Origin of the sequence: Liquorilactobacillus uvarum DSM 19971, assembly GCF_001434935.1 — a bacterium.
Lineage (GTDB): Bacteria > Bacillota > Bacilli > Lactobacillales > Lactobacillaceae > Liquorilactobacillus > Liquorilactobacillus uvarum.
Genome location: NZ_AZEG01000001.1, coordinates 126,406 through 146,980, shown reverse-complemented (window position 1 = coordinate 146,980; position 20,575 = coordinate 126,406). Strand labels below are relative to the sequence as shown.

At 37.6% G+C, this 20,575-nt stretch carries 19 protein-coding genes and 2 other annotated features; of the genes, 17 read left to right on the top strand and 2 right to left on the bottom strand.

Annotated features, from left to right (window positions below):
- Window positions 1-206 precede the first annotated feature (206 nt).
- Together rpsD and FD20_RS00655 are read right to left on the bottom strand one after the other, a co-directional pair.
- Entirely contained in the window at window positions 207-815 is a 609-nt protein-coding gene (gene rpsD, locus FD20_RS00660; RefSeq protein ID WP_057735579.1) for a 30S ribosomal protein S4, read from the bottom strand.
- A gap of 217 nt (window positions 816-1,032) precedes the next feature.
- Window positions 1,033-1,485 carry a GAF domain-containing protein gene (locus FD20_RS00655; RefSeq protein ID WP_057735578.1) on the bottom strand — a complete coding sequence of 151 codons (453 nt, stop codon included), beginning with the start codon at window positions 1,483-1,485 and terminating at the stop codon, window positions 1,033-1,035.
- Between the two features lie 168 nt (window positions 1,486-1,653).
- On the opposite strand from FD20_RS00655, the gene ezrA reads away from it, so the two are divergent.
- The 17 genes from ezrA to cls all read left to right on the top strand — a co-directional run bounded on the left by ezrA (window position 1,654) and on the right by cls (window position 20,481).
- A complete protein-coding gene (ezrA, locus tag FD20_RS00650) occupies window positions 1,654-3,360 on the top strand; it encodes a septation ring formation regulator EzrA (protein ID WP_057735577.1) in 1,707 nt (568 codons plus the stop codon).
- A 378-nt stretch (window positions 3,361-3,738) separates the two neighbouring features.
- Window positions 3,739-4,887 (top strand): cysteine desulfurase family protein, encoded by a 1,149-nt coding sequence (locus FD20_RS00645; RefSeq protein WP_057735576.1) that lies wholly within the window; start codon window positions 3,739-3,741, stop codon window positions 4,885-4,887.
- 24 nt (window positions 4,888-4,911) lie between these two features.
- Window positions 4,912-6,129 (top strand): tRNA uracil 4-sulfurtransferase ThiI, encoded by a 1,218-nt coding sequence (thiI, locus tag FD20_RS00640; RefSeq protein WP_057735575.1) that lies wholly within the window; start codon window positions 4,912-4,914, stop codon window positions 6,127-6,129.
- A 42-nt stretch (window positions 6,130-6,171) separates the two neighbouring features.
- Window positions 6,172-6,384: a binding site (T-box leader), on the top strand.
- Between the two features lie 50 nt (window positions 6,385-6,434).
- Window positions 6,435-9,095: a valine--tRNA ligase gene (locus FD20_RS00635; protein ID WP_057735574.1), complete on the top strand. Its 2,661-nt coding sequence runs from the start codon at window positions 6,435-6,437 to the stop codon at window positions 9,093-9,095.
- 190 nt (window positions 9,096-9,285) lie between these two features.
- On the top strand, window positions 9,286-10,593 hold the full coding sequence (locus tag FD20_RS00630) for a bifunctional folylpolyglutamate synthase/dihydrofolate synthase (protein WP_057735573.1): 1,308 nt from the start codon (window positions 9,286-9,288) through the stop codon (window positions 10,591-10,593).
- A gap of 27 nt (window positions 10,594-10,620) precedes the next feature.
- Window positions 10,621-11,271 carry an HAD family hydrolase gene (locus tag FD20_RS00625; RefSeq protein WP_057735572.1) on the top strand — a complete coding sequence of 217 codons (651 nt, stop codon included), beginning with the start codon at window positions 10,621-10,623 and terminating at the stop codon, window positions 11,269-11,271.
- 47 nt (window positions 11,272-11,318) lie between these two features.
- Window positions 11,319-11,990, top strand: coding sequence for a JAB domain-containing protein (locus tag FD20_RS00620; RefSeq protein WP_057735571.1), 672 nt, complete (start codon window positions 11,319-11,321; stop codon window positions 11,988-11,990).
- An 87-nt stretch (window positions 11,991-12,077) separates the two neighbouring features.
- A complete protein-coding gene (locus FD20_RS00615; protein ID WP_057735570.1) occupies window positions 12,078-12,284 on the top strand; it encodes a cold-shock protein in 207 nt (68 codons plus the stop codon).
- 176 nt (window positions 12,285-12,460) lie between these two features.
- Window positions 12,461-13,465, top strand: coding sequence for a rod shape-determining protein (locus tag FD20_RS00610; RefSeq protein WP_057735569.1), 1,005 nt, complete (start codon window positions 12,461-12,463; stop codon window positions 13,463-13,465).
- 94 nt (window positions 13,466-13,559) lie between these two features.
- The gene (gene mreC, locus FD20_RS00605; RefSeq protein ID WP_057735568.1) at window positions 13,560-14,411 is read left to right on the top strand and encodes a rod shape-determining protein MreC; all 852 of its coding nucleotides are present in this window, start codon (window positions 13,560-13,562) and stop codon (window positions 14,409-14,411) included.
- 14 nt (window positions 14,412-14,425) lie between these two features.
- Window positions 14,426-14,941, top strand: a complete 516-nt coding sequence (gene mreD, locus FD20_RS00600; RefSeq protein ID WP_057735567.1) for a rod shape-determining protein MreD — start codon at window positions 14,426-14,428, stop codon at window positions 14,939-14,941.
- Between the two features lie 14 nt (window positions 14,942-14,955).
- Entirely contained in the window at window positions 14,956-15,627 is a 672-nt protein-coding gene (locus FD20_RS00595; protein ID WP_057735566.1) for a septum site-determining protein MinC, read from the top strand.
- Between the two features lies 1 nt (window position 15,628).
- Window positions 15,629-16,435, top strand: coding sequence for a septum site-determining protein MinD (gene minD / locus FD20_RS00590; RefSeq protein ID WP_057735565.1), 807 nt, complete (start codon window positions 15,629-15,631; stop codon window positions 16,433-16,435).
- Window positions 16,436-16,487: 52 nt separating this feature from the next.
- Window positions 16,488-16,720, top strand: a binding site (T-box leader).
- A 61-nt stretch (window positions 16,721-16,781) separates the two neighbouring features.
- On the top strand, window positions 16,782-17,432 hold the full coding sequence (locus FD20_RS00585) for an amino acid ABC transporter permease (RefSeq protein WP_057735564.1): 651 nt from the start codon (window positions 16,782-16,784) through the stop codon (window positions 17,430-17,432).
- Window positions 17,433-17,444: 12 nt separating this feature from the next.
- The gene (locus tag FD20_RS00580) at window positions 17,445-18,083 is read left to right on the top strand and encodes an amino acid ABC transporter ATP-binding protein (protein WP_057735563.1); all 639 of its coding nucleotides are present in this window, start codon (window positions 17,445-17,447) and stop codon (window positions 18,081-18,083) included.
- A 29-nt stretch (window positions 18,084-18,112) separates the two neighbouring features.
- On the top strand, window positions 18,113-18,952 hold the full coding sequence (locus tag FD20_RS00575; protein WP_057735562.1) for an amino acid ABC transporter substrate-binding protein: 840 nt from the start codon (window positions 18,113-18,115) through the stop codon (window positions 18,950-18,952).
- A gap of 80 nt (window positions 18,953-19,032) precedes the next feature.
- Window positions 19,033-20,481 carry a cardiolipin synthase gene (cls, locus tag FD20_RS00570; RefSeq protein ID WP_057735561.1) on the top strand — a complete coding sequence of 483 codons (1,449 nt, stop codon included), beginning with the start codon at window positions 19,033-19,035 and terminating at the stop codon, window positions 20,479-20,481.
- Window positions 20,482-20,575: the final 94 nt, after the last annotated feature.

The window sequence follows — 20,575 nt, the reverse complement described above, 5'->3', positions numbered from 1 at the left end:
GACATCGTTCACGCAAAAAAGTTGGTAAGCTGAATTTTTTATTCGGCATTCCAACTTTTTTTGCTGAAAATTAAGTTGCAGTCGAGTTTTACATACCCATGTACAGGTAACTATTCAACAGGTCTAATAGCAAAGCCGCCAAAATAATTAATTGGATAAAAAAAGCCAGACCCGAAAGGTCTGACCTCTGACAACAAATTGTCTAATTAAAGTTTGTTATAGTATTCAACGATAAGAGCTTCATCAACTTCGCCTTCAAGTTCTTCACGTTCTGGTAAACGAACTAATGAACCTTCTAATTTGTCTTCATCAAATGAAACAAATTGTGGGCGGCCAACGATTGCTTCCATAGCATCTTTGACAATCTGAAGATTTTTTGATTTTTCACGTAATGAAATAACTTGTCCAACTTTAACTTCATATGAAGGAATATCAACACGTTTTCCATCAACAGTAATGTGACCATGGTTTACCAACTGACGAGCTTGGCGACGTGTTGTTGCCAAACCTAAGCGATAAACAACATTGTCTAAACGACGTTCGAGTAAAATCATGAAGTTATCGCCGTGACGACCTTCGCGGATTTTACCAGCTTTTTGGAATAAGTTAGAGAACTGACGTTCTGAAAGGCCATAAATCATACGTAACTTTTGCTTTTCACGTAATTGCAAACCATATTCAGATAATTTACGACGATTATTTTGCCCATGTTCACCTGGTGCATATGGGCGACGAGCTAATTCTTTACCTGTACCGCTGAGTGAGATACCCAAGCGACGAGAAACTTTCCAACTTGAACCTGTATAACGAGACATAAGAAATCCTCCAATAATTTATTTTGGAGTAAAATAATCCGATGTATACTTTGTATTCGTGCATTTCGTTCTGCAATGTTCACTCTTGCAGCCGAAGAGGTACTGATTGACCAATATAGGCAACGAACTGTTGACGAGCTTACCGCATACCGCTGCATTATTTTACACAATGGCGAGTATAGCTGATTTTTCTTGATTAGTCAAGCTTACTGACACGCTATGATAAGTGCTTAATTAAAGTTTCTACAAATTCTTCAATGAGCTTTTCATCCTCTTCTGTAAAACGACTAGCAATAGGTGAGTCAATATCGAGAACCCCCCATTTTTTTGTATTGCTTGATATAGGAATTACAAGTTCAGACATACTCGCTGAATCACAGGCAATATGTCCAGGAAATTCGTGAACATTTTTGATGCGCTGTGTTTTTTGCAAAGAAAAGGCTGTTCCGCAAACACCTTTACCGATAGCAACGTGCATACAAGCAACTTTTCCCTGGAAAGGTCCAAGGACCAGCTCATTTTGATCTTCATCGTATAAATAGAAACCAACCCAGTTAATATCGCCTAAAGATTCAGCCAGAAGCGCGGAAGTGTTTGATAGATTGGCAACCAGATTTTTTTCATTTTCTAATAAAGCATCTAGTTGTTGGCTTAATAATGAATTTTTCACTGCTAAAAACCTCCGAGAAATGTGATTATTGTTGTATTATCATGTGTATCAATGGGATGACTATGCTATAATCAAAATTGAGTTACTATAGTATAGGGGTCGGGTACAAATTGGAACATTAACAACTAAAAAGAGAATCAATGGTGATAATTAGGAGTGTGGGATCATATGACACTAGTTTTGAGCATAATCGTTATAGTTGCAATAATAGCATATTTTTCTTTTTTTTACATACAGCGTAAGAATAGCGGAGAAATAGCACGTATTCAAAAACAGATAAGCGAGCTTGTAAACTCACCGTTACATACAAGTATTGCGAGTGCTGAGCAGATAAAATTGGCAGGGAAAAGCTTGTCGTTATTCGAAGAGACAAAACAAGGTTATCTTTATATGGTTAACCATCAGTTGCCAGAATTTTCTGAGCATTTGGATGAAATCGCGGGAGCTAACATGCGCTATAAATTTTTTCAAGTGGGCAGTGAGCTCAAAAATATTAGGTTAAAAATGGAGGATGCAAAAAAATTAGCGGAAAAAACTAAACTTGAAATTAGTGATGTAAAAAAGGACAACGAAGAACATCAGAAAAAATTAAAAGAATTAGAAGAAAAATATCGAGAACTTCGCAAAACTTTATTGGCAAAAAATTTTTCGTATGGTCCAAGTGTTGATTTGTTGGAAGAAAATTTGGCCCAGATTGAGACTGATTTTGACCATTATGCTGAAATTGCTAAGCAAGGTGACTATGTCAAAGCTAGTGAATTATTGGTTGGCCTTGAAAAAAAGACAGCTGCTTTGGAACAAGAATTGGAACAGATTCCGCCCTTATATAGAAACCTGAAAAATATTTTTCCTGACCAACTTGCTGAGATTAGCGAAGGTCATGAACAATTGGTTGCGCAAAAATATGCATTTAAAACAGATATTAAAAGAAGTGTCTCTGAGTTGCGTAACTTATTAGGCGAAAATGTTGTTAATTTGAAGAAACTTCAAGTGGCAGAGGCAGTTAAATGTGATAAACAGCTTGATTCTGGAATAAATGCTCTTTATGACGAACTTGAGCAGGAATTAAAAGCTCGGGCAGCAGTTGAAAAAAATGTACCAAGTTTGAAAAAATTTATTGAACATGCTGAAAAGCAGCAGCGTGATTTGTTGATTGAGTTAGACAGGCTCAATCAAAATTATACTTTCAACCATAATGAATTGGAGAATGGACATAAGTTGGATGGACAACTTAAGGCTATTGCCAATCATTTTAAACAATATCAGGAAAAAGCAGAAAAGGGCGAGGTTGTTTATTCAGAGACTTTAGAGCAACAGAAAAAGCAAGTAGTTGATTTGAAGGATATTGAAGAAAAACAAGCAGCTATAAGTAAAAGTGTACAGGGATTATGGCGTGAAGAGCAAGAAGCAAAGGAAGCTCTTTTAGAATTTGATTTTGAGATTCATCGTCTCAAACGGGAAATTGAAAAACTAAATTTGCCTGGCTTGACTAAAGAATACCTAGATTATTTTTATAGAGTCAGTGATGAGATTGAGCAGCTTGACCAGGATATTAATAAGATTCAAATTAATATGGATGAGATAACTAAGACTATGATAAATATTCAGGCAGATGTGGATGTTTTAGGTGAAAAAACAAACGACATTATCGCTAGTTCTTCACTAGCGGAGCTCTTACTGCAATATGCTAATCGATATCGTGTTCGTTATCCAGAAGTCGCACATGCCAGTGCTGAAGCATATGAACTATTCAATCACAAATTTGACTACGCTGCTAGTTTGGAAAAAATTGCAACAGCAGTTAATAAAGTTGAACCGGGTGCATATAAAAGAATAGAAGATGAATATTATGCTACTAATCCAGCTAAGGACTAAATTCATTTAGGTTTTTAAAACGTATTTTTTAGGCAACTGAGTTGAATAGTCAAATCGTGTGTGGGCTGTTTTCGCTTTGGCAAGATAAGTAGGATTTGAACAAGAATGCAGGCTAAGATGTGGGCAGTAACATCTCAGCCGCATTCTCTTTTGTCTATAGTTACAATTAAAAACAGCTGAATTTTTAATTTCTGTTTTTTGTACTGAATTAATAATTAAAGCTATTGTAACTAGACTATGAATTTTGGTAGAATATTTTATTGGCAGACTAGAGATTTGTTTTTTATTTTTAGTGTTGTAGAATGAAGTTTACATTTGGAAGTTTTTAATAAGAGTTAAGTATCAGAATACCTTTCCTAAGGAGCAGAAGAATTAACAATGATATATTTAGATAACAGTGCAACTACAAAGGTCGCTCCAGCAGTATTAGAAACATATACGAAAGTAAGTCAAAAAATTTGGGGTAATCCTTCTTCACTGCATGCCCTAGGTGAAAGTGCATATAGTCTGCTAGAGCAAGCGCGGAAACAAATTGCAGATCTGCTTGGTGTTAAATCCGGGGAGATTTTTTTTACAAGTGGGGGAACAGAAGGAGATAACTGGGTTCTCAAAGGGACTGCGATTGAAAAAATGGAATATGGAAAGCATCTGATCACATCCAGTATCGAGCATCCTGCTGTGTTGAATGCAATGGCACAATTGGAAAAGCTTGGCTTTGAGGTTACTTACTTACCGGTAGATAAACATGGTCATGTCTCGGCTGATGATTTAAAAAAGGCTATCCGGCCAGATACGATTTTAGTTTCAATTATGGCAGTTAATAATGAGATTGGAGCAATTCAGCCGCTTGATAAAATTGCAGATGTTTTGCGAGATTACCCTAAAATTCATTTTCATGTGGATGCAGTTCAAGGAATTGGTAAGGGAATTCAATCATTGATTATGAATGATCGAGTTGATTTTGTAACTTTCTCTGGGCATAAATTTCATGCACCTCGTGGAATTGGTTTTATGTTTAAAAGACATGGACGCAAGATTGCACCTCTGATGAGCGGTGGTGGGCAAGAAAAAAATCTGAGAAGTGGTACTGAAAATTTGCCAGCAATTGCGGCGATGTCAAAAGCATTACGCTTGCTGTTAGAGTCTGAGAGTACAAAAGTTCAAAATCAGCTCAAGATTAAGCAATTTATCTATGATCATATCACTCAATTTCCTAAAGTAACGGTCTTTTCGGAGATGAATAACAAGTTTGCACCACATATTCTCTGTTTTACAATCAACGGCGTTAGAGGCGAAACGATTGTACATGCTTTTGAAGACCATGATATTTATATTTCAACGACAAGTGCTTGTTCATCAAAAAAACATGAGATTTCTGGAACACTGAATTCGATGGCGATTCCCGCAAAAATTGCGACATCTGCTGTTCGTGTCAGTCTTGATGAAAACAATACACTTGTTGAAGCAGAAGAGTTCACAAAAGTATTTGATAAATTATACAGTCGTTTTGAAAAAATTAATTCATGATTTTGTATAGAAAGGAAAAAGAACGTGCAATATTCTGAAATAATGGTTCGTTATGGCGAACTTTCAACAAAAGGTAAAAATCGACGGAGTTTCATTGACCGCTTGGCACATAATGTGCGTAAAAGTTTGCATCAATTTCCTAATCTAGTTGTCAAGGCACATCGAGATCGGATGCATCTACAGCTACATGGTGAAAATAGTGAGGCCGTTATGACTAGTTTGAAAAAAGTCTTTGGGATTCAAAATTTTTCCCCATCTATAAGGGTTGAACGTGATATTGAAGCAGTTAAAGAGCGCGCATTAGAAATGATTAAGGACCAATTTTCTGATGGGATGACGTTCAAAATAAATACACGTCGATCAGATCATGATTTCGAATTTGATACTAATGAAATGAATGATATTTTAGGGGGATATATTTTAAAAAATCTCCCTGGAATTAGTGTCAAAATGAAAGCTCCAGATTTAAAGTTACGAGTTGAAGTGCGCAAAAATGGTATTTTTTTATCTAGTCAAACGATTAATGGTGCTGGAGGGCTGCCGGTAGGGACTGCTGGGAAGGCTATGATGATGCTTTCTGGTGGGATAGATTCTCCAGTTGCAGCGTATCTTGCAATGAAACGCGGAGTTGAAATTGAGATGGTGCATTTCTTTAGTCCACCATATACGAGTGAGCAGGCTTTGAATAAGGCTAAGGAGTTAACTGCAAAATTGACTCCTTATGTAGGACATATCAAATTCATTGAAGTTCCATTTACAGAAATTCAAGAAACAGTTAAACACGATGTCCCATCTGGTTATTTGATGACGGTCCAGCGAAGGTTTATGCTGCGCATTGCTGCTCTTTTGGCTAAAAGAAGAGATGGTCTTGCAATTTTTAACGGAGAATCACTGGGCCAAGTTGCTTCGCAGACATTAGAAAGCATGTTGGCAATCAACGATGTTACAACGATGCCGATTTTACGTCCTGTCGTCTCAATGGATAAAAATGAGATTATCAAGATTGCACAGGAAATCGATACTTTTGATTTGTCGATCAAACCTTTTGAAGATTGCTGTACAATTTTTGCACCGCCATCCCCTAAGACAAAACCGCGTCTCGATAAGGCTCGCGACTATGAGGCTCGTTTAGATATTGATGGTTTAATTGAACGCGCAGTGACTGGTATAAAGATTTCAGAGATCAAGAATGGCGAGACTTTCTTAAATCAGCAAGAAAATAAATTTGCGGAATTGTTGTAATTTTAGGGTTGACTAGCAGTTTAAACAACGATATTATAAGCCCTATAAGCAATGAACAAGAGCGTCTAAACGAATTAAGTCTGACAGAGAAGAGATAGTGTGTTGAGATATCTCCCAGCTTGGTTTTAGATGGTAGCTTGTGAGCTGTTGGTTTGAAACTTTCTAGTAGAATCAACCGGAACCTGTTCGTTAACATGGAATTAAGTGGGGTTAAAAGCCCAATTTAGGTGGTACCACGGCAATGTCGTCCTAGTTTAATTACTAGGGCGTTTTTTGTTTAGAAATTTTAGAGAGGATGATTTTTAATGACAAAAGAAATTTCGATGTCGACTAAGTATGATCCAAAACAAGTTGAACCCGGTCGCTATCAGGCATGGTTGGATCAAAAATTATTTAAACCCAGCGGAGATTTGAAAGCCAAGCCCTATTCGATTGTTATTCCGCCACCAAATGTTACAGGAAAACTGCATTTAGGGCATGCTTGGGATACGACGTTGCAAGACATGATTATTCGTCAAAAAAGAATGCAAGGCTTTGATACTTTATGGCTGCCAGGAATGGATCATGCTGGAATTGCAACACAGGCTAAAGTCGAGGCACGTCTTGCTGAACAAGGTGTTTCACGTTATGATCTGGGACGTGAAAAATTTATTGATACAGTGTGGAAATGGAAAGATGAGTATGCCGATATTATTCATAAACAGTGGGCAAAGTTAGGATTGTCGCTTGATTATGACCGTGAACGTTTCACTCTTGACGAAGGTTTGTCTAAAGCTGTCCGCAAGGTTTTTGTTAAACTTTATCAAAAGGGATTGATTTATCGCGGGGAATATATCATTAATTGGGATCCAAAAGCACGGACAGCACTTTCAGATATTGAAGTGATACATAAAGATGTCAAAGGTGCTTTCTATCATGTTAAGTATCCATTTGCGGATGATACGACTTTTAACGGGAAAAACTATATTGAAATTGCGACAACACGTCCTGAAACAATGATGGGAGATGTAGCCGTAGCTGTTCATCCTAGTGACAAACGTTATAAGGATATTGTTGGTAAAACACTTGTACTTCCTCTTCAGGGCCGTCATATTCCAATTATAGCTGATGAGTATGTTGATCCAGAATTTGGAACAGGGATGGTTAAAATCACACCGGCACATGATCCTAATGACTTTGGCGTTGGTAATCGACATGATTTGAAACGTATTAATACGATGAATGAGGATGCTAGCATGAATGCTAATGCTGGCAAATATGAAGGAATGAACCGGTTTGAAGCACGCAAGGCAATTGTTAAAGATCTTGAAGAACAAGATTATATGTTGCGGATTGAACCAATCGTTCATAGTGTTGGGCATTCGGAAAGGACAGGCGTTCAGGTCGAAGCACGTCTGTCAACTCAATGGTTCGTCAAGATGGAGCCCTTGGCTAAAGCGGCTTTGGCTAATCAAAAGTCTAATGATCCAGTTGAGTTTGTTCCAGAACGTTTTGAAAATACATTTGAACAATGGATGAATAATATTCATGATTGGGTTATTTCACGGCAATTATGGTGGGGACATCAGATCCCGGCTTGGTATCATAAAGAGACCGGTGAAATCTATGTTGGCGAAGAAGCACCTGAGGATAGTGAAAATTGGGAACAAGATCACGATGTGCTGGATACATGGTTCTCAAGTGCCTTGTGGCCATTTTCAACGATGGGTTGGCCTGATGAAAACGCTGCAGACTTTAAACGTTATTTCCCAACAGATACTTTGGTTACAGGATATGATATTATTTTCTTCTGGGTTTCTCGGATGATCTTTCAGAGTGTTGAATTTACCGAGCGGCGTCCATTTGAACATGTCTTGATTCACGGGCTGATTCGTGACGAGCAGGGACGTAAAATGAGTAAGTCGCTTGGTAATGGGATTGATCCGATGGATGTGATTGACAAATATGGTGCTGATGCATTGAGGTGGTTCTTATCCAATGGATCTGCTCCTGGTCAAGATGTTCGTTTTAGTTACACAAAAATGGATGCTGCGTGGAATTTCATTAATAAAATCTGGAATGCGAGTCGTTTTGTTATTATGAATCTGGATGATGATACACGTGCGGAGCTGCCTGAAAAAGCAGTTTGGAAATTATCCGATAAGTGGATCATCAGTCGCTTAAATCACACGATTACTGAAGTCACTCGTTTGTTTGACGGCTTTGAATTCGGTGAAGCAGGAAGAGCGCTGTATAACTTTATTTGGAACGATTTTTGTGATTGGTATATTGAAATGGCCAAAGAAGATCTTAATGGTGATGATCAAGCAGCCAAGAAAAACACGCAAAATATCTTGTGTTTTGTACTTGATCAGACAGTTCGTTTATTGCATCCGATTATGCCGTTTGTTACTGAAAAAATTTGGTTATCAATGCCACATGAAGGTTCTTCACTAGTAACAGCAAGCTATCCAGTTGCCGATGCTAAGTATGCTGATCCACAAGCTGAACGTGAAATGGAAAATTTGATTGAGCTGATCAAAGCTGTTCGAAATAGCCGGGCTGAGGTTAATGCTCCACTTTCAAGTGCCGTTGATATTTTAATCAAAACAAAGGATGAACAGACAAAGCTTGTTTTTGAAGCTAATAAAGAATATATTGAACGCTTCTGCCATCCTAAAAAGCTTGAAATTTCAGCAGCAATCGAAGCACCCGCACTGGCAATGACATCTGTAATTACCGGAGCTGAAGTTTATCTGCCACTGGCTGACTTGGTAGATCTTAATGAGGAAATCAAACGTCTCCAAAAAGATGTCAAAAAATTGACGGCTGAAGTTAAACGCGGAGAGTCCAAATTATCTAATCAGCGTTTTGTTGCGAATGCTCCAACACAAGTAGTTGAGCAAGAACGCGAAAAACTAAATGGGTATAAGGAAAAATTGACGGCAACTAACAAAAGAATTAAAGCGCTAGAAAAAGAACTTTAGACAGGTACGATTTTGGTATTACAATAAAATTAATGTATGGGCTGCGGTAAATTTGTTCGCAAGCACTTCTAGGATCAAACACAGATATGAGTTTTTTTATAACGGGGCCGGGTCAAATACTATTTGTCCTGACCTCGTTTGTTTTGAATTCAACCTTACAGCATGATATACAATTGAGGAGTCGGTTAAAATGAGTGTTAAAAGTTATGCGGAAGCACTTAATTTTATTCATGGAAGAACTAAATTTAAAAAGAGTCCTTCTCTGGACAGAATGCGGAAACTTGTTACCTATTTGGGGCATCCTGAGGAAAAAATTAAAGCGGTACATGTGACAGGAACAAACGGAAAGGGATCAACAACTGTTTTTTTACGGAATTTACTTATGTCGCAGGGACTACATGTCGGGACATTTACATCACCTTTTATGGTGAAGTTCAATGAAAGAATTACAATAGATGGACAGATGATAGCAGACAATGAACTAGTCAGGCTTGTAAATGAAATTATTCCGATTGTCAAGAGACTAGATGAAGAACTGATGAATCAAGAAGGCGGTCCAACGGAGTTTGAGCTGGTTACTGCGTTAATGTTTGTCTATTTTGCGGAACAAAATGTTGATATAGCTGTTATCGAGGTTGGTATCGGTGGAACATATGACTCGACAAATGTTATAATGCCATTGGTTTCAGTTATAACAACAGTGGCTTTGGATCATGCCAACCTGCTGGGTAATACATTGACTTCAATTGCTAGACATAAAGCAGGTATTATCAAACCTGACCGTCCAACGGTAATTGGTCGGTTGAATGCAGAAGCAAAGAAAGTTGTTACAGAAGTAGCCATCCAAAAAAGGTCAGAGCTTTATGCTCCAGACGAAAAATACCGAGTAACTAATGTCAGCAGGTCGAAACGTTGGGGAGAGAATTTTGCTTATGCTGGCTTGGGCAAACATTTTGCTAAGCTGCATGAATCTTTATTGGGCAGGTACCAGATTGATAATGCAGCAACAGCGCTTACGGCGTTTCTTTTAATTGTTCAAATGCAAGGATGTCAGGTTCGAATTTCAGAAATCTCTACCGCTTTGGCACACACAAACTGGCCTGGAAGATTTGAGTTGATTAACCAGGAACCGATGATTATTCTTGATGGTGCACATAATGAGGCAGCAATTGAAGAGGTTAAAGGGACCTTGTTAACGCATTTTAAGGGGCAGAAGATTTTTGTGATCATTGCCATTTTAGCAGATAAACAGCCACAGACGATGATTAGAAAATTGGCTGAAATTCCGAATATTCAAATTGTTGTAACAACTTTCAATGCTCCTCGTAAAGTGGCTCAGGTTTCTTCACTAGTGGAAAATATCAAGCAGCTCGATTATGAAAAGCAGTGGCAACGAGCACTTGTTAAAACCTTGCAACAGATGTCAGCAACGGATATTTTGCTAATTACAGGATCGCTATATTTTATTTCAGAGGTTCGCAGATATTTCACAACATAAATTGATTAATGCTGAGGGGTTAATAATATGAATTTAGATTTAGTTATTTTTGATATGGATGGGTTAGTTGTCGATTCAGAAAAAATATATTTTAAAGCCAATGAACTTGCAGCAGAGGCTCTTAAAATGCCTTATTCTTTCGAATATTATCGACAGTACATCGGTGCTGGAACTGAAGAAATGCTTCAAAAAATGAGCCATGATTATGGCAGCAAAGATCTTGTTGATGAATTTATCAAATTAAGCCGCGAAAATTTATATGATTTAGTTGAAAAAAATGGTTTGCCTTTAAAAAAGGGATTTATGGAACTCAGTACGTATTTGCACGATAGTCATATTAACAAAGCTCTGGCTTCTAGCAATAATAAAGACGCTATTGATTATTTTTTGAAAAAGGCACATTTGCAGACACAATTTGATTTTATTGTCTCTACAGATGATGTTGCACATGCTAAACCCGCACCTGATATTTTTAACAAAGCCTGGTCAGTTGCAGATGAGCCAGATAAGAAAAAAACATTGGTTTTGGAAGATTCAATTAATGGGATCAATGCAGCGGTCAATGCTAATATTCCAGCAATAATGATTCCTGATTTAATAGAGCCGCCAAAACAATTTAGGCAAAAACCACTTGCAATATTGGATGATCTTGGCGCAGTTTGTTCATTTATTCAATAACAAGCATCTTTACCTGACTAGCGTATTTTACGTCAGGGGGGATTTAGGTGACATTAACAAACAAGATTACGATACAGGAATTAATAAAAAGAGTGCAAAAATTTGGTGCGGAGTCTTTAAGTGATCATGAAGTGCTAGCAGTTATTTTTAGAGAAGTGTTTGGAAATAAAAAAATAAACCCTAAAACTGCAGAATTGGATGAGTATTCTGACCTACGCCAGTTAAAGTATTTCTCGGATGAAGAATGGAAATGTTTATTAAAAAGCAAAGAAAATGTTGCCTATGCTAAGGTATTGTGTGAATTTGCACAGCGTTTGGAGCGAAGGCCTAAGCTGACTTTGGGAAAAATTTATTCAAGTCAGGGAATTGGTGAACAGATGATTGATGAAATTGGAATGTTTGAACAAGAGGTTTTGGTTGTGATTTTGCTTGATACTAAGAATCAAGTCTTGGCTAGAAAAATTATCTTCAAGGGTACACTTGACGCTGCAACTGTCCATCCTCGGGAGATCTTTAAGTTTGCATTTCGTTATTCTGCCGCATGTTTAATAATTGTCCATAATCATCCAAGCGGTGTTACGACACCTTCAGAAAATGATTTGAAATTAACAAAAAGGATGGAGCACAGTAGTAAGATTCTCGGGGTAGCATTTTTGGACCATATTATTGTTGGTTCTACATCGTATTTTAGTATGCGTGAAGAGAAAATAATTCATTAAAAAAAGTTTGTTTTTTTAGTTTCTTTCGTTGCTTTAAAATTTATGATACACTCATTTTAGTTGAAATTTATAGGAGATGTGCTACAGATGCTCATGGGAAAAGTCCATTTTTTTGATAGCAAAAATGGTTACGGTTTTATTACGCCTGAAAATGGAAAAGACGATATTTTTGTCCATTATACTGCGATTAAAATTAGCGGTTACAAGGCTTTAGAGGTTGATCAAAAAGTTAATTTCATGATTGCACAAGGAAAACGCGGACCGCAGGCTGTTAATGTGATTCCTGTCAGTTGATTCTTAATTAATAATTAATTAAGAATTACAAATATGTGAGCTTTTTTGAAGCAGGTCTTGTATGCTAAAAGACGTATTGCAATTTGTCTAAACGGCATTGCATAATTATGATATAATACGGGTATTACGGATTAGAGCGTCATTTTACTGAGGCAAATGTGAAGGGATGAAAAAAAGTGTTCGGAATCGGGACGAAAAACATTGGGATCGACTTGGGAACCGCAAATACGATTGTTTATGCTGACGGCAAAGGAATCGTACTGCGTGAACCATCAGTCGTGGCAAAAAACACAAAAACTGGAGAAATAGTTTCTGTTGGTTCAGAAGCACGTGCTATGATCGGGCGCACACCCGCAAGTATTGTTGCTATCCGACCAATGAAAGATGGTGTTATTGCAGATTATGATACTACCGTTGCAATGATGAAGTATTACATTGACAAGGCATTGGGCCATAAGACAGGAAAACCATACGTGATGGTATGTGTGCCAAGCGGTGTCACAGAAGTAGAAAAAAGAGCAGTGATCGATGCTACACGGGTTGCTGGAGCAAAGGATGCCTACGTGATTGAGGAACCATTTGCTGCTGCAATCGGTGCGGGGTTGCCTGTTATGGACCCTACAGGTAGCATGGTTGTCGATATTGGTGGTGGAACGACGGATGTTGCAACAATTTCTTTAGGCGGCATTGTGTCAAGTAGATCAATAAGAATGGCTGGAGATAAAATTGATGAATCGATTATCTATTATGTTCGTCAGCATCATAACCTGTTGATTGGGGAAAGAACCGCTGAACAGTTGAAGATTGATGTTGCATCAGCTTCTATCGAACTGGCAGAAGAATTAGATGATCAGACAATCCGTGGGCGCGATTTGGTGACAGGATTGCCTAAAACAATTGACATTAAAGCAACGGATGTTGCAAAAGCAATTCAAGAAGTTGTTGATGAAATTATTTCAGCAATCAAAGAAACTTTGGAAGAGACTTCACCAGAGATTGCTGCTGATGTTATTGATCATGGTATCGTGCTCACAGGTGGCGGAGCTCAGTTGCGTCACTTAACTGAGGTGATTTCAGAAGCAACAAAAGTACCCGTGTTTATCGCGTCTGAACCTTTGGATTGCGTCGCTATTGGTACAGGTGAATCATTGAAGAGTATTGATGTAATGAAAAAAAGATAATATAGACGATTAAAGGCGTATCGTATTGAGAGGTTGGGATTTAGTCGTCCAGCCTTTTAGTTATGATGCGGCTTTCGTTTTTATGGAGGAAATTATGCAAAGATTTTTTTTCAACAAAAGACTTATTATTGTATTGGTTGTACTGATAATTAGTTTTGTTCTAGTAGCTTTCTCAATTACTGTGCGTAATAACAAAGCGACACCTCCATTGGTTCAGCAGGTGGGAAATGATGCGGCTGGAATGGCTGATCGAGTGATCGCTTACCCAGCGAATGGGTTGAAAAGTGCTATGGGTTCTTTTTCGGATCTCATGAATACTTATAGTGAGAATCAGCGATTGAAAAGTCAGGTTGATAGCCTAGCGTCTGAAAAGGTTAAAGACCAGACTCTAAAAAGAGAAAACAAAAAATTGAAAGAACAACTTAAACTTAATAAAACATTAACTGATTATGAAAAAATTTCGGCTTCTGTATTAACTCGAAGTCCTTCAGCTTGGCAGAATCAAGTAGTTATTAGCAAAGGATCTCTTTCAGGTATCAAGAAAAATGCAGCTGTCATGTCAAAGAAAGGTTTGGTTGGAAGAATTACCGAAGTCAACAAAACAAACAGCAAGGTTGAATTGCTGAGTACAACGAATGATTCTGCTAATCGCTTTGCAACACAGGTAATGACCAAAAACAACAAAGTGGTCAATGGCTTGATAACTGGTTACAATGCAACTTCAAATTACTTGGTTATGGGGCAGATAACAGTTAAAACAGGGATGGAAAAGGGCGATAAGGTCATTACATCCGGTCTAGGTGGTAATTCACCGAAGGGCTTATACGTTGGGACTGTTGCTAAAGTTGAAGAAGATGATTATGGCTTGGCTTCCAAAGTTTATGTGAAACCAGCTGCTGATTTTACAGATTTAGATGTTGTCACAGTTGCAAAAAGAGTTGATTAGAGGGTGTAATGTAAATGCGAATTTCAAGAATGCGGTATTTTTTCCCATTAGGTTTGTTCGTTGCCCTTTTTCTTGATGGTGCGCTTAGTCAAGCATTTGCCGGAGCAATGTTTACATCGACCTTAGCAATTGAAAGCAGGCTGGTTCTGTTGTGGATCGTCATGGCCGTCTGTTTTGGAAAAATTGATCATATATTAGTATGGTCAATCCTTGCGGGGTTGGTTTTCGACCTGTATTATACAGGGATCATTGGTGTTTTTGTTGTAATATTGCCTTTGATCATGTATTTAACGAAACTAATGTATAGATTTTTTACACCATCATTTATTGTGGTACTATTAATATATCTGATAGACGTAACAGTTGCGACTGTTATGTTTTACTGGATCAATTTGTTGATAGGATTCACTAATGTTTCGATGGCTGGGTTTATTGGACTATCATTGGGCTCGACACTTGCATATAATCTTGCAGTGTTCGTGTTATTGTATTTTCCTTTACAGCGTTTTTTTGAATCCTTCTCAAAATAAGGAGAGTCTGACTAATGCAGAATGTTGTGTTGAAGGGATATAAAGACGGCTATGAAATAACCTTAAATGCTGATGCTGATTTTAAGGCTATCTTGATTGACCTAAGTAAGTTATTTGCTGAATTGCAGCTGGAAAAAGAGAAGAGCGAGGCTAAGTCACTCTCTTTTGATATCAGTACAGGCACGCGTTTACTGGATGCTGAACAAAAACAAGAAGTTGAAAAAATTGTGAGCCAATATCCTCTGTTTTCAATACATAGATTTACATCCAGTGTGATGCAGATTCAGGATGCATTAGAAATGATTGAGAACCGTACGGTGCATTTGAATGCCAATACGATTAGGAACGGTCAGGTTGAAAATATAAAGGGCGATGTACTGTTTGTCGGTGATTTGCATCAAGGCGGAATTTTAAGAGCCAGCGGCAATGTATTTACTTTTGGGAAAAATGAGGGCATTATCCATGCTGGTTTTCCAAATGATGCAGAGGCGATCATTATAGGAAATATTCATGCTACACAACAAGTTAGGATAGCTGATGTGGTTGATATTCTTGAAGAAAATCAAATTGAAGATAGTGCTGAGACAGTCGTTTTTGTGAACGATCTCCACGTATTAGCGTATACCGAGCGTGCAAAAGTAAAGATGATCAGGCCAAAACTATTTACGCGAATGGGGGGTTATTGAGATGGGAAAAGCAATTGTTATTACTTCAGGAAAAGGTGGGGTGGGTAAAACAACAACTTCAGCTAATCTAGGGACAGCTTTGGCTTTAGCTGACAAGAAAGTCTGCTTATTGGATTTAGATATTGGTTTACGTAATTTGGATGTTATTCTCGGACTTGATAATCGTATTATTTATGATATCGTGGATGTTGTTCAGGGGAGAGCGAAGCTGCATCAGGCTTTGATCAAAGATAAGCGCTTTGATGAAAAACTTTTTTTACTTCCTGCGGCACAAAATGCAGATAAATCAGTATTGAAACCTGAAGAGGTTAAAGACATTGTAGATGAATTGAAACCTGATTTTGACTATGTTTTGATTGACTGTCCTGCTGGAATTGAACAAGGTTTTATCAATGCGGTCGCCGGTGCAGATGCTGCAATTGTCGTTTCAACTCCTGAAATATCGGCTGTACGTGATGCGGATCGTGTAATAGGTTTGTTAGAAAAAGAAAGCCTCGATGAGCCACCAATGCTGATTATTAACCGAATACGAACACATATGATGAATGATGGACAGGTTATGGATGTTGATGAGATAACACGTCATTTGTCAATTAAACTTTTAGGAATCGTCTTTGATGATGATCAGGTTATCAGTACGTCTAATAAGGGTGAACCGATAGTTCTTAATGAAAAAAATTTAGCAGCACAAGGATATCGGAACATTGCACGAAGACTTCTGGGAGAAACAGTTCCGTTGATGAATCTTGATTCAGAAGAAAAAAAGGGCCTTATTCAACGGATCAGTTCATGGTTTAAGAAAAATTAACTGTATTGACAGAATTAAAATTTGATGCTATTTTTAGTTGGTTAGTTATAGAATAATAACGATGAATAGAAGAGTAGTTTATGATCTGATGTAAGAGATTGTCTGGTTGGTGAAAAGACAAATCGATCGTAGGTGAACCACATCTGTGAGTTGACAAACTGAATTGATTATTAGGTTTGTTCGGGGAAACCGTTATCTTCTGAGTCTTGAAAAGGACTCAATAAGGTCAAGTTTTGTGAAAAACTGGCATATATGAGGTGGAACCGCGCAATACACGCCCTCTTAGACGAGATGGAGTCTAAGAGGGTTTTTTTATTGTTATATTTTAAAAAGGAGTGGTAGTAAAATGTCATATATTCTTGAAATACTTCCTTCGTTGCTTGAAGGAGCACAGTTAACTTTAAAAATATTTTTATGGACCATTATTGGCTCAGTTCCGCTGGGATTGATTGTTGGTTTAGGTCTAACGTCTCGTTTAGTTCCATTAAAAGCTGTTTTAAAATTTTATGTCTGGTTGATGCGTGGTACACCTTTATTGCTGCAATTAATTTTTGTGTTCTATGGGCTTCCGCTAATTGGCAATGGAGCATTGACTCTACAGCGTTATGATGCTGCTTTATTTGCCTTTATTCTCAACTACACCGCGTATTTTGCTGAAATTTTTCGAGGTGGTTTGCAATCGATCGATCGTGGTCAGTATGAGAGCGCCAAGGTTTTGCGTTTATCTTATTGGCAAACAGTGCGCAAAGTAATAACACCACAAGTTTTGAAAATTGTTCTTCCGTCAATAGGAAATGAAGTAATCAATTTGGTCAAAGACTCTAGTTTAGTTTATGTTATTGGCCTAGGTGATCTTCTTCGTGCCGGAAATGTCGCAACCAGCCGTGATGTAACTTTAGTTCCATTAATTTTAGTTGGTGTTATTTACCTGTTGATGACAGCTGTTTTAACATTTATTTTGCGCAAACTTGAACAACATTATAGTTACTGGAAGTAAGAGGGGGATCATATGTTAGAGTTAAAAAATATTTCCAAAGAATATAATAAACGTGTGATTTTGAATCGTGTGAATATGACTGTCAAAAATGGGAAAATTATGTGTATTGTGGGCGAGTCAGGCGCGGGCAAGACAACACTTTTGAGGTGTATTAGCGGTCTTGAAAAAATTGATGGTGGCCAGATTTTAATTGATGGAAAAGAATTTGATCCATACAGTAATCAAAATAATGATTCGGTTATTGGTGTTGTTTTTCAGGAATATCAGCTTTTTCCACATTTAAAAGTACTTGATAACATCACTTTGGCACCTACTATGGTATTAAAAAAGAAGGAAGTTGTAGCAAAAAAAGAGGCAATGCAGCTGTTGGACGGGCTCTCACTTACGGATAAAGCTGATTTGTATCCATATCAATTGTCGGGTGGTCAAAAACAACGTGTGGCTATTGCACGTGCAATGGCTATGAAACCCCAAATTCTTTGTTATGATGAGCCAACTTCAGCCTTAGATCCAGGTCTGCGTGATACCGTAAAAAACATTATTTTGGATCTTAAAAAAAGTGGTATGACACAGATTGTTGTGACACATGATATGGAGTTTGCTAAACAAATTGCTGATAGTATTTTGAAGGTTAAGCCTTCGCGCAGTTAGGAAAAGCCATATACGAGGGAGAGGTTACTGTGAAAAAAAGTATGGTAAGGTTCACTTTGCTTAGCGTAATAATTCTGCTGGCAACTACCGTAATGCTTTCTGGATGCACGAATGTTAAAAAAAGGGCTAATACTACTGATACTTGGTCAACAATTAAGAAACGAAACAAAGTTATTGTTGGTTTGGATGATAGTTTTGTCCCAATGGGTTTTCGTGAAAAGAATGGAAAGCTTGTTGGCTATGACATAGATTTAGCGCGTGCAGTTTTTAAAAAGTATGGAATAAACGTTGATTTTCAAACAATCGATTGGTCAATGAAGGAAACTGAATTACGGAATGGTACAATCGATCTGATTTGGAATGGATACACAAAGTCACCAGCTCGAGCTCGAACGGTTGCTTTCAGCAACACATACTTGAAGAATGAACAAATACTGGTAACTAAAAAAAATGAAGGTATTAAGCAAGCTTCGAATATGAATGGAAAAATATTGGGACTGCAAAGCGGTTCCTCGGGGTATCAATCTTATATGGACACCCCCAAGCTTTTAAGGCAATATGTAAAAAGTTCGGTTCAGTATGATACATTCAACAATGCTTTCTTAGATTTGAATGCTGGTCGAATACAGGGCCTATTGATCGATAGTGTTTACGCTAATTATTATATTAAGCATCAGGTAGATGCTTCTACTTATCGTAAATTCCCGATTGGTTTCCCCAAAGAAGATTTTGCGGTTGGGATGCGAAAAGGTGATAAGACACTGCAAAGAAAAATAAATAATGCTTTGCATGAATTGTATCAAGATCAAACTATGAAGAAAATAAGTGAAAAATGGTTTGGGGTTGACAATTCGGTCGATGACAAATGATAGAAGAAAGTGTACACTTCTTGTTGAGTGCTCAAATTAGGCGTTAAGATGTAATAATTAACAAGAAGGCGGTGTCGTTTTTGGAATTAGTGGGTTTGATAATCAGAATAGTTTGGATAATCAATATTATCGCGGCTGTTTTTACTGTTTTCAAGGAAAAAAGAGACATTTCTGCAACGTGGGCTTGGCTGCTAGTGCTGACCTTTCTTCCAATTATTGGTTTTATATTGTATCTTTTTGTTGGTAAGAAGATTTCGCGGGACAAAATTTACGATATTAAAACCCAGGAACGGATGGGGATTGAACAGCTGGTTTCGCTGCAAAAAGAACAATGGCGTGAAAAAGAACTACTGCCAGCGGATGAAATAACTGACACTGCGGGAGAAATGGTTCATCTTTTCCTGGAGACAGATAACGCAATTTTAACGAAACACAATCATATTAAAATATTCGATGACGGGTATGCGAAATTCAAAGCACTTTTCGAAGACATCAGAGCGGCTAAAAATCATGTTCATGTCGAATATTATACATTTTACAATGATCAAATTGGTAATGAGTTGCGAACCATATTGGAAGAGAAAGCAGCTGAAGGTGTCGAGGTTCGTGTTATCTATGATAGTTTTGGTTCACGTGGGACAACACATCGCTTTTTTGCACGTTTAGAAGAACTTGGCGGTCGAGCTGAACCTTTCTTTGGATCACGCAGATCGTTCCCTAATTTTCGTTTAAATTATCGTGATCACCGTAAATTAGTAATAATTGACGGTCGTATTGGTTATATTGGAGGATTCAATGTTGGTGACCAGTATCTCGGTCGCAGTCCGAAGTTCGGTCATTGGAGAGATACACATATTAAAATTACAGGCAATGCAGTTATTGCAATGCAATCGCGTTTTTTTATGGATTGGAATGCAACTGTCAAGGAACAGCATATTGGTTATAAGGAAAATTATTTTCCACTCGCACCTGGGCAAGGAAAAGCAAGTATACAGATTGTTTCGAGTGGTCCCGACAGTGAAGTCGAAAACATCAAGCTTGGTTACATAAAAATGATTAACAATGCAACAGATTATGTGTTGATCCAAACACCATATCTTATACCAGATGATTCTCTTTTAGAGGCACTTAGTATTGCAGCCTTTTCTGGAATCAAGGTTAGGGTAATGATACCATCAATGCCTGACCACGCATTTGTTTATCGTGCTACGCAGTTTTATGCAAAATCATTGGTGGACGCTGGGGTAGAAATCTATAAATATAATAAGGGCTTTCTGCATTCAAAAACACTGGTCGTTGATGGGAAAATAGCGGCGGTTGGTTCTGCTAATATGGACTATCGAAGTTTTAAACTGAATTTTGAGTCGAATGCTTTCATATATGATACAGAAGTTAGTGAACAATTAGCCGAAATTTTTGAAAAAGATCAAAAAGAATGTACTAAACTTACAGCTGAATATTTCAAGCAACAGTCACTTTGGCTTAAATTCAAACAATATTTTTCACGTCTGTTATCTCCAATTTTGTGACATGTAATCCAATTATACAGTGTTTGAAATTAATTGAGATAAAAGTAGCTTAAAGGTAATAAATCTGTGCAGCTTGAGTCAAATATTTTATTAG